The 13,415-nt window shown below is 43.5% G+C and carries 12 protein-coding genes and 1 pseudogene; 7 read left to right on the top strand and 6 right to left on the bottom strand.

Annotation, left to right across the window (positions count from 1 at the left end):
• The coding region (gene dgt / locus CHU92_RS10420; RefSeq protein WP_094415310.1) for a dGTP triphosphohydrolase at window positions 1-1,241 on the top strand (1,241 nt) is incomplete at its 5' end.
• A 36-nt stretch (window positions 1,242-1,277) separates the two neighbouring features.
• On the opposite strand, the gene CHU92_RS10415 is transcribed toward dgt, so the two are convergent.
• The 4 genes from CHU92_RS10415 to CHU92_RS10400 all read right to left on the bottom strand — a co-directional run bounded on the left by CHU92_RS10415 (window position 1,278) and on the right by CHU92_RS10400 (window position 4,930).
• A complete protein-coding gene (locus tag CHU92_RS10415) occupies window positions 1,278-1,685 on the bottom strand; it encodes a hypothetical protein (protein WP_094415308.1) in 408 nt (135 codons plus the stop codon).
• Entirely contained in the window at window positions 1,663-2,178 is a 516-nt protein-coding gene (locus tag CHU92_RS10410) for an SRPBCC family protein (protein WP_094415306.1), read from the bottom strand. The genes CHU92_RS10415 and CHU92_RS10410 overlap by 23 nt, the downstream gene beginning before the upstream one ends.
• Before the next feature lie 66 nt (window positions 2,179-2,244).
• Window positions 2,245-3,102, bottom strand: a complete 858-nt coding sequence (locus tag CHU92_RS10405; RefSeq protein ID WP_094415304.1) for an AraC family transcriptional regulator — start codon at window positions 3,100-3,102, stop codon at window positions 2,245-2,247.
• A 13-nt stretch (window positions 3,103-3,115) separates the two neighbouring features.
• Entirely contained in the window at window positions 3,116-4,930 is a 1,815-nt protein-coding gene (locus tag CHU92_RS10400) for a GNAT family N-acyltransferase (RefSeq protein WP_094415302.1), read from the bottom strand.
• A gap of 193 nt (window positions 4,931-5,123) precedes the next feature.
• Between CHU92_RS10400 and CHU92_RS10395 the strand changes: the two genes are divergently transcribed.
• Entirely contained in the window at window positions 5,124-5,885 is a 762-nt protein-coding gene (locus tag CHU92_RS10395; RefSeq protein WP_094415313.1) for an exodeoxyribonuclease III, read from the top strand.
• 22 nt (window positions 5,886-5,907) lie between these two features.
• Window positions 5,908-6,864: an OmpA family protein gene (locus tag CHU92_RS10390; RefSeq protein ID WP_094415311.1), complete on the top strand. Its 957-nt coding sequence runs from the start codon at window positions 5,908-5,910 to the stop codon at window positions 6,862-6,864.
• 127 nt (window positions 6,865-6,991) lie between these two features.
• Here CHU92_RS10390 and CHU92_RS10385 read toward each other — a convergent pair whose 3' ends face one another.
• The gene (locus CHU92_RS10385) at window positions 6,992-8,368 is read right to left on the bottom strand and encodes a PQQ-dependent sugar dehydrogenase (RefSeq protein ID WP_094415300.1); all 1,377 of its coding nucleotides are present in this window, start codon (window positions 8,366-8,368) and stop codon (window positions 6,992-6,994) included.
• Between the two features lie 357 nt (window positions 8,369-8,725).
• Between CHU92_RS10385 and CHU92_RS10380 the strand changes: the two genes are divergently transcribed.
• On the top strand, window positions 8,726-9,088 hold the full coding sequence (locus CHU92_RS10380) for a PDDEXK family nuclease (protein WP_129583056.1): 363 nt from the start codon (window positions 8,726-8,728) through the stop codon (window positions 9,086-9,088).
• Between the two features lie 228 nt (window positions 9,089-9,316).
• Here CHU92_RS10380 and CHU92_RS15865 read toward each other — a convergent pair whose 3' ends face one another.
• Window positions 9,317-9,625 (bottom strand): hypothetical protein, encoded by a 309-nt coding sequence (locus tag CHU92_RS15865; RefSeq protein WP_165764632.1) that lies wholly within the window; start codon window positions 9,623-9,625, stop codon window positions 9,317-9,319.
• 40 nt (window positions 9,626-9,665) lie between these two features.
• Here CHU92_RS15865 and CHU92_RS10375 point away from each other — a divergent pair, with 40 nt between their 5' ends.
• The 3 genes and pseudogenes from CHU92_RS10375 to CHU92_RS16180 all read left to right on the top strand — a co-directional run bounded on the left by CHU92_RS10375 (window position 9,666) and on the right by CHU92_RS16180 (window position 13,347).
• Window positions 9,666-11,762, top strand: a complete 2,097-nt coding sequence (locus CHU92_RS10375) for a T9SS type B sorting domain-containing protein (protein ID WP_165764631.1) — start codon at window positions 9,666-9,668, stop codon at window positions 11,760-11,762.
• An 18-nt stretch (window positions 11,763-11,780) separates the two neighbouring features.
• Window positions 11,781-12,827: pseudogene (locus CHU92_RS16195) on the top strand (S8 family serine peptidase); the annotation flags it as partial.
• Window positions 12,828-12,888: 61 nt separating this feature from the next.
• Window positions 12,889-13,347 (top strand): T9SS type A sorting domain-containing protein, encoded by a 459-nt coding sequence (locus tag CHU92_RS16180; RefSeq protein ID WP_094415293.1) that lies wholly within the window; start codon window positions 12,889-12,891, stop codon window positions 13,345-13,347.
• Window positions 13,348-13,415 lie beyond the last annotated feature (68 nt).

Here is a 13,415-nt window from a genome sequence, read left to right as displayed (position 1 = left end):
ATGACCGTATAATTTTTTCATCAGCTTTCCGCAGCCTGCAGGACAAGACGCAGGTAATACCACTCAGCAAAACTGACTTTGTGCATACGCGCCTTACGCACAGCCTTGAGGTGAGTGTGGTAGGGCGTTCCCTCGGCAGGCTGGTAGGCAAAAAGATCATTGAGAAGCACCCGTACCTGCAGGATGTGCATGGTTTCCATATGAACGATTTTGGCGCTATTGTGGCTGCTGCAGCACTGGCTCATGATATAGGCAACCCACCCTTTGGCCATTCGGGAGAGAAAGCTATTGGCGAATATTTCAAGACCGGGAGTGGTAGCAGGTATAAAGAACACCTTACCGCCAAGGAATGGCAGGACCTCACCGATTTTGAAGGCAACGCTAACGGATTTAACCTGCTCACAGCTTCACGCCCGGGTATTGATGGTGGCCTGCGCATTTCGTATGCAACGTTAGGGGCGTTTATGAAATATCCCAAAGAGTCGCTGCCTAAGAAGCCGACAGGCAATATAGCTGATAAGAAGTATGGATTTTTCCAGTGTGATGCGGCCTTTGCGCAGGATGTTGCCAAAGAGCTTGGGATGATTCCTAACAAAAGCGGTGATGACATAGGCTATGAGCGCCATCCGCTGGCGTACCTTGTAGAAGCGGCCGATGATATTTGCTATACTATTATTGATTTTGAAGACGGCATTAACCTGGGGCTAATACAGGAGGAATTTGCGCTGGAGTATCTTATTAAGCTGGTGAAGGATTCTATAGATGCCGCCAAATACAATACACTTACCACTAAGGAAGACCGTATAAGCTACCTGCGTGCCCTTGCTATTGGCAGCCTTATTAATGACGCCGTTAGCACCTTTCTTGCTAATGAGGAGAAAATACTTGAAGGTAAATATCCTTACGCCCTTACTGACCAGGGCAGCTACACGGCCCAGATAAACGATATACTGCAGATAAGCAGGAAAAACGTGTACCAGAGCCGTGAAGTAATTGAAAAAGAAATAATAGGCTACCGCATCATCAATGTGCTGCTTGATACCTTCTGCAGTGCCTATAATAATAAGTTTGAAGGCACGGCAAGTAATTATGACCTGCAGGTTTTAAAAATGCTGCCTGAAAAATTTGTAACAGAAAAAATGACACTGTATGACAGGCTGCTGCACATTTGCCATTTTGTATCTACACTGACCGATGGTAAAGCTGTACTGCTTTATAACACCATTACAGGAGCCCGCTAATGGCCGGTGTCACTTTTTTGTTTTCAATTAAAACTGTTACTGCCCCTCAGCGGCCCTTTGCTTTAAAATAAAATCTGTTCCTGACGCTAGTTTTTTCGCTAACGGTGAAGAAGGGGCTACCACCCGCCAAAATGGCGTGATTTTGTCGGCAGGGGTACCTTTAAGGTATTGTTCGTAGCTCGCTTCGGCTACAATACGCAAGAAAATACCTGTTGATACAGGGCAGGTGTACTCGGCGCCGTGTGCCAGGGCTATATCTTTGCGCATCACTTCAGGCGAAACAGTCACTGCTTCAGGGATTTCCCGTATGTAGTTGTCAATAATTTCAGGAGTTGCCACAAGCATGGCGCTATGGGCAGGGATTCCGGCAAAGTCATAGTCAAGTTTCTTCACTACGGGTTTTTTACCGGAATATAGTTTATCAGTCCAGCTTTTTGTTGCCATCTTTTTCAAGTTTTATATTTAAATCATTAAAATAAGTGTCCATGGTTGTTTCTAAATTAATAAAGGTATGCCCTATTGCCCTTATAAATGGATTTTTTAGTTCAATAACTTCCCTGGCTTTAAAGAGTGTCCGGTTTTGTGGAAGTTTCTCAAAAATACCCGTCCAGCTCCCGCTATAATTTTCCGGTTTAATAATACGGATGACAAAGCGTTTGTCCTGAATTTTTTGGACTATGGCAAATGTCATTGGCTCGCCCGCCTTCGGGATTTCAGTCCACACGTCAGCTGATACTGCTCTGATTTCTTTTAGGTCGCTTCGCCATTTAGCCTGGTTTTTAAAGTCGGTAACTGTGGCAAATACAGCTTCTACAGGATGGTTAATAACCTCCTCTTTATAAAAAATCAATTGCCTGGGCAGAGCCAGCCCATAGAGGCAGAGGAGTAAAGCAAGGCCGCTGATAACAACAATTAATGTGATTATTTTTTTCTTCATGGCTATATAATTTTTACAAAACTATTAAGGCCACTATAAGTCAGGCTTGACTTTTTTTGCTAATTTTTACAATATGGGTACGTAAAAATCAGTGACATAATCTTTGGGTTTGTAAAACGGCGGCGATTTTATATACCACTCCAGAGCCGGTTTATCACCAAGCAGGAAATGATATTCCTTCAGGCATAAGTAATAAATGTAATCATACACATCATAAAAATCCTCATATGGGCCACAATACCGGAAAACGGCGTATTGTCCACCGTCAATATACTTATAGCCTATACTGCCGGAAGGATTTATTTTCCGTGATAATTGTACACAGGCGTCAAAACGTATGTGGTCTTCGCCGCTGATAAGGGGGTCATTTTGCAGGATGCCTAATGTTGCGGGGCGCATTTTCAGGGCGAGATGCTTCAGCGCCCAGAACATTAATTTTTTAAAAGAATCCGGGACAAGCTCATAAGAACCTGTATGCCTTACATAAGCGATATGTATACCGGGAAGTGTCTTTATTTCTGGCCGGGAAATAGTAAAGGTTTTTATATCCCGGCCACCGTCAGTACCGGTTTCTTTCCCGTTGGATAATCCTGCCCTGTATTCAGAAGGTGTACTGCCGAAGACTGAACGGAAAGCGCGGGTGAAAGTTTCGGGGTTCTTATACCCGCACAAAAAGGCAATTTGTGTGATATCCGCATCAGAATTTTTAAGGTGAAAAGCTGCTTTTTCTATTCGTACCCTTGAGATAAATCCTTTCACGGTTTTGCCGGATATCTGCCGGAATATCCTGTGGAAGTGGTAAGGGGAGAGGCCGGCTGCCAGGGCCACATCGTCAAGAAAAATATCTCCTGAAGCGTTGCTTTCCATGAATGCTATGGCCCTGTTGACGCTTTCATTATAAAAATCAACCGTTTCTGTTTTCATCAGTATCGGTAATTTATTCTTCGCCCCGCTCGGCAAGCTTCCTTTCAAGTTCAGCCTGGAATTCTTCCATGACGGGCTTTACGGTACTTTCCGGCAGGTCGGCAATCCGAATATACATGAGCCCGTCTACAGCATTATTAAACAGGGGATCTACATTAAAAGCAATAACGCGGGCATTCTGCTTGATGTATTTTTTGATAAGCACCGGCAGGCGAAGGCTTCCCGGCTCTATTTCTTCAATAATCTTGTCAAATTTATTCAGGTCGGCTTCCGCTTCATTAAATACAAAATCCTTATCGGCATCTTTAAGTTTTACTTTGTACTCCTTTTTAGGATGTACATACTGGGCAATATACGGGTCGTAATAATTAGATTTCATGAACTCAATCATCAGCGACTTGGAGAATTGTGAAAACTGGTTGCTTATGCTTACCCCGCCTATAAGGAACCTGTGTTCAGGGTAGCGGAGAGTGCAGTGTACTATACCTTTCCAGAGCAGGAACAGCGGCATAGGTTTTTGCTGGTAATCTTTTACGATGAAGGCACGCCCCATTTCAATGGATTTAGACATCATGTCATAGAGTTCCGGCTCAAAGCGGAAAAGGTCGTGCAGGTAAAAACCGTCAATGCCATGCTTTTTATATATCTCATTGCCCAGCCCCATCCTGTAAGCCCCCGCAATGCATTTAGCGTCGTCATCCCACAGGAACATGTGGTGGTAGTACTTATCATACTGGTCAAGGTCCAGCGAGTTATTGGTGCCTTCGCCTACCTCACGGAAAGTAATTTCGCGAAGCCTGCCAATTTCATGCAGGATATTAGGGATTTTATCGGCTGATGCCAGGAAAACTTCATAGTTTTTGCTTTGCAGAAGGCGATAGTCGCCCTTGCGTATCTGTGCCAGTTCCGCAATTATCTTATCGAGGTTAGCCGGTGTGGCAATTTCTTTAGGGCCTTTATCGCGCAGTTTTATATTAAGGTGCACGGGGTCGAGCAGGCGGGTATCTTTTTCATAGGGGTTGGCCAGCATGTAGGTTTTTTTCCTCAGGAATTCAGAATAGGAATCTATGGTGCCGTATTCTGCCTGTTCGGCTACCGATATAGGCTTGCCGATACGCACTTTTATTACCCTGTCTTTTTGTGTAAGCAGTTCTGACGGCAGCTTCGCCGTCCGCAGCGTGTCGCTTAACTGCGACAGCACATAAAATAATTTACTGTTTTTTGCGTGGAAATAAATAGGCACTACCGGCACTTTTGCTTTTTTTATGAGCTTTATGGCGCCCTCCTCCCAGGGTTTGTCCACAACCAATTGGCCGTCTTTGTAAGTTGATACTTCTCCTGCGGGAAAAATCCCGAGCGGCTTGTTATCGCTCAGGTGGCGCAGCGCATCTTTAATACCGGTGACGCTCGATTTTGCATCTTTATGGTTCTCAAACGGGTTTACCGGCATTACATAAGGCTTTAAGGGCTCTATGCGGTGCAGTAAAAAATTGGCTATAATTTTAAAGTCAGGCTGGCGTTCCAGCATCAGCTTTAGCAGTAATATACCGTCAATGCCTCCAAGCGGGTGGTTGGATATGGTGATATAGGCGCCCTCTTTCGGCAGGCGTTTCAGGTCTTCTTCAGGTATTTCAAATTTTATCTGGAATTCATCGAGTATAGCGTTCAGGAATTCTACATCCTTAAGGTGCCTGTTCCTGTCGTATATTTTATTCAGGGTAGATATTTTTAAAACCTTCATCAGTAACCACCCTGAAAAAGTTCCTAAAAAACCATATTTGTCAGTCTTTATTGCTTTCGCAACTTCTTTAGCGGTAACTAAACTCATCTACATTGGTGTGTTTTCTGGCGAAAAACAAAGATAGCAATTCTGTTGAAACGTTAAATAAGTTTAAAGTTTTAAAACGGATTTTATTATAAAAAGGCTATGCATCTGTTAATAAAGTGGTTGATTATCATTAAAGATGTTTTTTGAAAACTCCCCCATTTTTGGCTACATTTGGGGCACACAAACTACCCTGATGAAAATAGTATCGTATAATGTTAACGGCATCCGTGCGGCGTTCAATAAAGGACTGATAGAATGGATTGGGCAGGCAGGGCCGGATATTGTGTGCCTGCAGGAAACTAAGGCTATGCAGGAGCAGGTTGCCGTGCATGAAATAGAAGCCGCCGGATACCCATATCATTTCTGGTTTTCAGCACAAAAAAAAGGCTACAGCGGCGTGGCTATACTCTCTAAGCACAAGCCGGTAAACGTAGTATATGGTACCGGTATTGACTACATGGACGAAGAAGGCCGTAACCTGAGGATTGATTTTGAAACCTTCAGCGTCATGAGCCTCTACCTGCCCTCGGGTACCAATGTGGCGCGCTATGAGCACAAGTTCCGCTACATGGACGATTTTTACCAGTACATCAATGAACTTAAAAAAGAAGTACAAAACCTTATTATTTGCGGCGATTATAATATATGCCACGAAGCCATAGATATTCATGACCCGGTGCGTAATGCCAGGGTATCAGGATTTTTGCCCAATGAAAGGCAGTGGCTTTCCCGGTTTATGGATAACGGGTTTGTAGATTCTTTCCGGCATTTTAATAAAGAACCGCACAACTATACCTGGTGGAGCAACTTTGGCAACGCACGCGCCAACAATAAAGGCTGGCGTATTGATTATGCGCTGGTCAGCCAGCCCATGGCGGGGCGGCTTACCCGTGCCGTTATACTGCCCGAAGCAAGGCACAGCGACCATTGCCCCATAATGGTAGAATTTGAGTAAAAAAGTAACCAATATAAACATTATGATAAAAAAAGTTTCAGCAGGATTACTGGCTTTGGCGCTTACTTCGTGTGTATCGTCTAAAGTATATAAAGAACTGGAAAACAAATATGCCGACCTGAAAAAGGAAAACAGGCAGCTGGCCGATGAAAACGGTACGCTTGCCAAAGACAAAAACCAGCTCGGCCTTCAGCTGAAAGAGGCACAGTCACAGCTTGACAAGATAAAAGCCGAAAGGGATAAACTGGCGACTGACTATGCGGCTACCAAAAGCAACCTTGATAACCTGAAGGCATCGTATAGCGCGCTTGAAAAGAACAGCAATGATGCGCTGGACAGCAACATGAAAAAGAACCGCGAACTGCTGGCACAGCTTGAGGCCAAGGAAAAGGCGCTTGCCGCCGAGCAGCAAAGGCTGAACAAGCTGAAAGCCGACCTGCAGGAACGCTCAGCGCGAGTGGATGAGCTTGAGGGGTTGATTGCCGCTAAAGAGCAAAGCATGAAAAAGCTGAAAGAAACGCTCTCTAAAGCACTTAATGGCTTTGAAGGCAAAGGCCTCACGGTGGAACAGAAGAACGGCAAAGTATATGTTTCCATGGAAAATAAGCTGCTTTTTGGGTCAGGCAGCTGGTCAGTTGGCGCTGAAGGCCGCAAAGCGGTGGTTGAGGTAGGCAAGGTACTGGCTAACAACCCAGATATTGCCGTGCTTATTGAAGGCCATACTGATAACGTGCCATATGCCGGCAGCGGGCCGATAGCCGATAACTGGGACCTCTCTACGAAAAGGGCAACAGCCATAGTGGCAATATTAAGAGAAAACAAAGGCATCAACCCGCAAAACCTCACCGCGGCCGGGCGAAGCGAATTTGCGCCTGTGGCGGGTAATGAAAATGCCGAAGGCAAATCGAAGAACAGGCGTATAGAGATCATCCTTACGCCGAAGCTGGATGAAATATCAAAAATGCTTAACGAGATTTAGCAAACGGCTATACATATTAAAATTATCAAATGGTAAAGGAAGAATCTCACGCGGTAATCAGCAAGAGATTCTTCCTTTTTTATTTGCACAAGGGACAAAATGAACTTCCGTCATTTCGAGATGCTTTTTACTGTAGCATCAGCTTGTGCGTAGTTTCATTGCCATTATTGTCAGTAATCCCCAGCATGTAAAATCCGGCCGGCAGGCCTGTTAGTGGAACCGTGTTTATATCTGTACCGGTGAGCTGCTGCTGTAAAAGAAGCTTTCCGCTGAGGTCAAATATGCTGGCTGCGGCAGCGGAAACACCTGATGCAGGGTTTTTTATATTCACACTGCCGGAAGCAGGATTGGGATAAACTGCAAATCCTCCCGCAGAAATATCATTTATACCGGCAGATGTGTCTACTATCTTATAGATGGTGCCGCTTGTTCTGCCTCCTATGTAAAGTTCACCATTGATATCTTCGCCAAATGTGCTGAAGTTATTTCCGCTGAAAGGGGCGGTAAAGGTGATTGTACCGTCTGTATTTACGATGCCTATGCGGTTATTGCAATAATCGGCAAAAAGGTATTTACCCTGCAGGTTGGGGTAGGCTGTGCCGGTATATACATAACCGCCTGTTACAGAACAGCCACTGTTAAGGCTATGCGAATATTGTGCAAAAGGCATAGTGTAGTTGCCGATAGGCCCACAGCCGGTTGAATTGAAAACAGCATTCCCTTCATAGCAGCGCCACCCGAAGTTAAGTCCGGCGGGAGAGCCGGCGGTCACTTTATTGATTTCTTCAATCTGGTTCTGTCCTACATCGGCAATCCACATATCACCATTAAGCCTGTTAAACGAAAATTTCCAGGCATTGCGCAGGCCCGTAGCCCATATTTCATCTGCCCCTGCGACACCTACAAAAGGGTTACCCGCCGGGCTGCTGTAGGGCGTTCCGTTATTCACATCTATCCGTAGCATTTTACCCAGCAGTGTATTGATGTCCTGCCCGTTGTTTTGTGGGTCGTTGGCGCTGCCGCCATCGCCGAGCGAAATATATAAGAAGCCGTCCGGCCCGAAACGCAGGCAGCCGCCATTGTGGTTAGAGAAAGGCTGTGTGATGGTGAGCAGTACCTGCGCACTTGCGGCATCGGCTACATCAGGATTAGAGGCGCTGCGGGTGTAGCGTGCCACAACTGTATTACCCGAAGTATTGGTATAGTTGATGTAAAAAAAGCCATTTGTCGCATACTGCGGGTGAAACGCCAGCCCTAATAGCCCTCTTTCCGAACCGATTGAAACCAGCGAGGTAACATTAAGAAAAGGGGTAGTGTTGATGGTACCGTTGCTGTTCAGTATCCGTATAAGTCCACCTTGCTGCACTACAAAAAGGCGGGAATCGCCGGCATGTGTTATTTCAGTTGGGTTTGTGAATCCTGTTGCAAATGAGGTAAGGCTTATAGTTTGCCCATAAAATAAGGAGCTGAACAAAACAGGCAGGTAAAGTAGTATTTTCTTCATAGCTTTAATGTATTGGTTAACGTAAATGTATGAAAAAAACTATAACAGAATACGTAGTCGCTGAATATTAGGATTTGCAGCCGGTTATGGCTAGGTTGAAAAATGACTACATGCGGATAACATTGAATTGTACACACAATTTACTGCCCTTTACCGGCTTATTACAATAGTTACATCATTGANTGAAATAATTATGTTTTGCAACACAAATTTCGTCAACCCTTTTTTATTTAACAAATAAGTTTAAACCACTTCATTGTAAGCATAAAGCTATATATAAATTACAATGATTTAAATAAAAAATTTAATTTGTATAAATGTAATACTTGTGATACTTTGACATATGATAAGAAAATAATGATTGAATATAAACCAAAACATAACAATTCTAATAAAAATATTTCATTTATAAAAAAGAATAAATGCATATTAGAAAAAGGGATTTTAAGATATAGAGGTGTGGATACATATTTTTTTGAATTAAATATTTCATTAGGTGATTCAATTTTAATTATTGATAATGATAAAGAATTTTTACTCTGTAATTTTAAAAGAATTCCTAAACCTATAAAAAAATTCCGTGTACATAAATTAGACCCCGAAATTAGTAATTTAGACAAAAAGTATTTATGTGTTGAAAATGGTTGCAACATAATAGCAAATAATAAAAAAACATATACTGATTGCTATTTTATTGACGAATCTATATTTTATTATTAGTATCATAGATTGTAATTAAAAAGCCAGCAGAGAACAGCGGTTTTGCAAAAGCTGGGGTTTAGTGCTTTTTAGAAAGATTTGTGCTATATTTGTAGTTTGGGAATATCAAGAAAGTAAGTGCTAACAATCCCAGCCTTCGCAAAGCCGCGAAACGCCAAGTGTTATTGATCCTTCTAGTAGCGGCACCTACACTTTCACACCTTCAGTTCCGGGTTGTTATCTGGACAATCAAATATTTGTTTCCGTTGTAGATTGCTTTGAACCGGCCTTTAATATAGTTACCAGGTTTTGTGCGAATACCGCGGCACCGGTACTCCCTACTACTTCACTGAACGGGATAGCAGGCACCTGGTCTCCCAGTGTTGTTAGCAACACTGCAACCGCTACGTATGTTTTTACGCCTAATCCCGGCCAGAATGCGTGCAGTATTGTTAATGTACAAATCACAGTTGTTTCCGGGCCTCCACAACTGGCTTTAACCGCTTCGGCATCTTTATTAAGCCAAACCGTTTGCCAGGGGCAACTTATCGAGCCCATAACTTTTGAATTAGGCGGCTCTGCCAACCAGGCCAGTATTGTGAATCTGCCTGATGGAGTTTTTGGTTCCATTTCAGGAACAACATTAACTATCAGTGGCATTGCTTTATCAAGCGCCAATTCTCCTTATAACTTTACAATAAATACATCGGGAAGCTGCAATGGGGAAAGCGCAACCGCGACCGGTACCATTGTTGTTTTACCTTCTCCAAGCCCCACATTCGCGGTGCCGACAAGTATTTGTTTCGGCCAGCAGGCACCTGTTTTGCCTACTACATCGCTCAATGGGATTGAGGGTACCTGGTCGCCTGCTACAGTAAGCAATACCGCTACAGGCACCTACACATTTACAGCGAATCCGGGGCAGTGTGTCTCGTCCAGTTCACTACAAGTTACCATAGTTGTTACTAATCCGGCAACACCCACATTTAACCCTATACCGGCAATATGCCAGGGGTCAGTGCCGCCTGTTCTTCCCACCACTTCCCTTAATGGCATTGTGGGTACGTGGTCACCTGCTACCGTAAGTACTACCGCTACCGGTACTTACACATTTACGCCCAATGCCGGGCAGTGTGTCAATGCAACCCCGGTGCAGGTTACCGTGGTGGTCAATCCTTCACCGGCACCTACTTTTGCGCCGATAGCGAATACCATTTGCGCTAACACAATACCCCCTGTACTCCCCACGACATCATTAAATGGAATAACGGGTACGTGGTCGCCTGCTGTGGTGAGCAATACGGCCTCGGGTACTTATACCTTTACGCCAAACCCCGGGCAGTGTACAGCCACTGCCACAGTACAGATTGCCATAACCGTAGTTCCCGTACTTACGCCAGAGTTTGCGCCAATAGCCCCGTTATGCGCAGGTTCTGCACCTCCGGTTTTACCAGCCACGTCACTAAATGGCGTAGTGGGTTCATGGTCACCATCAGTGGTAAGTAATACGGCTACAGGGGTTTATACATTCACGCCCAACCCGGGACAGTGTGTTTCAGTGAGCAATGTCCAGGTTACTATAACAGTAAATAATGTAGTAACGCCTGCCTTTGCCCCTATTCCGCCTATTTGCGCGGGTCAAGCCCCGCCCGTATTGCCCACCACTTCCTCAAACGGGATTACCGGTACGTGTTCACCTTCCGTGGTCAGCAACACAGCATCAGGGATATATACTTTCACGCCAGGGCCCGGCCAGTGTGTTACTACCAGTTCAGTACAGATACAGGTTACTGTTAAGCCTGTTATTACACCTCAATTTCAGGCAATCGCACCCTTGTGCGCGGGTTCTGCAGCCCCGGTATTACCCACAACTTCGCTGAACGGAATTACGGGGACATGGTCGCCCCCGTTAGTTAATAGCCAGTCTTCAGGGATATATACATTTACGCCAAACCCCTCTGATAATTTTTGTTATAATCCTGTTACGGTAAATATTACGGTAAATCCAAGGCAAAACCCGGGGTTTCAAAATCTGGAATTGTGCAGGAATCAGACAAATTTCAGTTTAAACACAACCTCTCCCAATGGCATTTTGGGTACGTGGTCACCTTCAGTCATTGACTTTGATAATGGCGGCAGCTACACCTTTACGCCTAATCCTGGACAGTGTGCAACACCTCAGGCTATTACAGTAACAATCAAGGAAAATGAAATATTGAACTTTGACCTGAGGGTTAGCGAACCTTTTGAAGATAGCCCTACCATCACGATAATACCTTTAAGCCAGGGAAATTATTTATACCAGCTGGATGCCGGAACACCCCAGGTATCCAATATTTTCCGCGATGTAAGCAGAGGTTTCCATACCGTGAGGATAATTGATGCGGATGGATGTTCTGATGATGTGGTTTTTGAAGATGTCCTAATAATTGATTATCCCAAATTTTTTACACCAAACGGTGATGGTATTAATGATACCTGGAACATAAATTCATTATTCTTTCAGCGGAATTCAAAAATCTACATTTTTGACAGGTACGGCAAGTTGTTAACACAAATATTCCCTTTCCGAAACGGTTGGGACGGAACATATAATAATGCCCGCATGAAATCAGATGACTACTGGTTTGTAGTAGATTATGTATATAATAACCAACCAAGACAATTCAAAGCCCATTTTAGCCTTAAACGATAACTAAATACATAAATAAATATGAAAACACTAATTTCTTTCTTTACCCTTCTGGCATTTCAGCTCTCTTTTTCACAGGCCGGAGATTTTTTAAAGAACCAACTGATTTTGCAATTCAAAGAGTCAGTTAACATTACCAAAAATAATTTTAAAAGTTTGGATGAAGAATTCAATAGGATTAACGATTCTGTTAATCTTGAAAGCTATGAAATAATAGGGAATAAAAAGTTGAACAAAACATACTTACTGCGTTTTAGGCAAGATGTAGATGTAAAAGCCCTGGCAAATAAATATTTAAGTACCAGCCTGTTTGATTTTGCAGAACCAAATTTCATAATAAATGGGCATGAAGCCGCCATGCTTACCCCAAACGATGCTTTTTTTCAGGCCAGGCAGTGGTATCATGCAAACAGCGGAACTTTCACATTTTCACCAGCTACTGTAGATGCTGATATGGATACTGATTTGGCTTGGGATATAACTCAGGGAGATCCAAACCTTATAGTGGCTTTTCTGGACACAGGTTTAAAACTTGACCATCCCGAATTTAGCGGGAGAGTCATCCCGGGAACAGATTATGTAAATAATGATGCTGATCCAACAGACGATCATGGCCACGGCACCAATGTAACGGGGATAGCCATCGCCAAAGGCAATAACAACATAGGTTATGCGGGGATGAACTGGAACTCAAAAATTTTGGTGTGTAAAGTTTTAGACAGCAATAATTTGGGGGTTTACAGCAATATGATTAATGGTATTTATTTTGCCGTAGAAAACGGGGCTAAAATTATTAATTTATCCGCCGGCGGTAATGCTCCCTCTGCCGCATTAGAAACTGCCGTAAATTTTGCGTTTGCTAATAATGTAGTTTTTGTTGCCTCTGCAGGGAATCAAAATGCTGCTAATATTCAATACCCTGCCCGATACGCTAATGTAATTGCTGTAGGTTCAACAGACCCCAATGACAGACGGTCAACTTCTTTTATAGGAAACACTACAGTAGGCAGCAGTTTTGGCCCCGAATTAGATTTTGTTGCCCCCGGCAATTACATTTTTGGCCTAAGTCATACCTCCGACACTAATTATAGTATCGCCAGGGGGGGGGACATCGCAGGCAGCTCCCCAGGTGAGCGGTTTGATCTCGCTTATACTTTCAGTAAAACCAAATTTGACAGTAGCCCAGGTAAGGCAGGTCCTGGAGCAATCCTCACAGGATCTTGTAGGTATCCCTGCCGAAGACACCCCCGGATGGGACCAGTACTACGGTTTCGGCAGAATTAATGCTTTTAATGCATTAAATAACGCATTGCTTTCTTCAGGCAATAATTTACAGGCAGAAAATATAGCAATATATCCTAATCCTTTAGTTGAAAATTCTTTTTCAATTTCCGGCCTGATACCAAACCTGCCCTATGACATCGAAATAGTTTCCATAGAAGGAAGATCGTTAAAAAAATTGTATAATGCTACTGCAAATGATGTTTTGAATGTCGAAGGCTTTTCTATAGCTTCCGGTATATATTTCGTCACTATATATGACAAATCAAATCAAAAAGTTTTCAAGAAAAAAATTATAAAAAAATAGTTTGAGACTTTAAATTGTCAGCAAAGAACACACAGATGAAGAAACTATATGTTATAGCGGTATTAGCC

The sequence above is a fragment of the Flavobacterium cyanobacteriorum genome, from assembly GCF_002251835.1.
Classification (GTDB): domain Bacteria; phylum Bacteroidota; class Bacteroidia; order Flavobacteriales; family Flavobacteriaceae; genus Flavobacterium; species Flavobacterium cyanobacteriorum.
The sequence above is the reverse complement of the archived record's forward strand: the minus strand, read 5'-3'. Positions and strand labels throughout refer to the sequence as shown.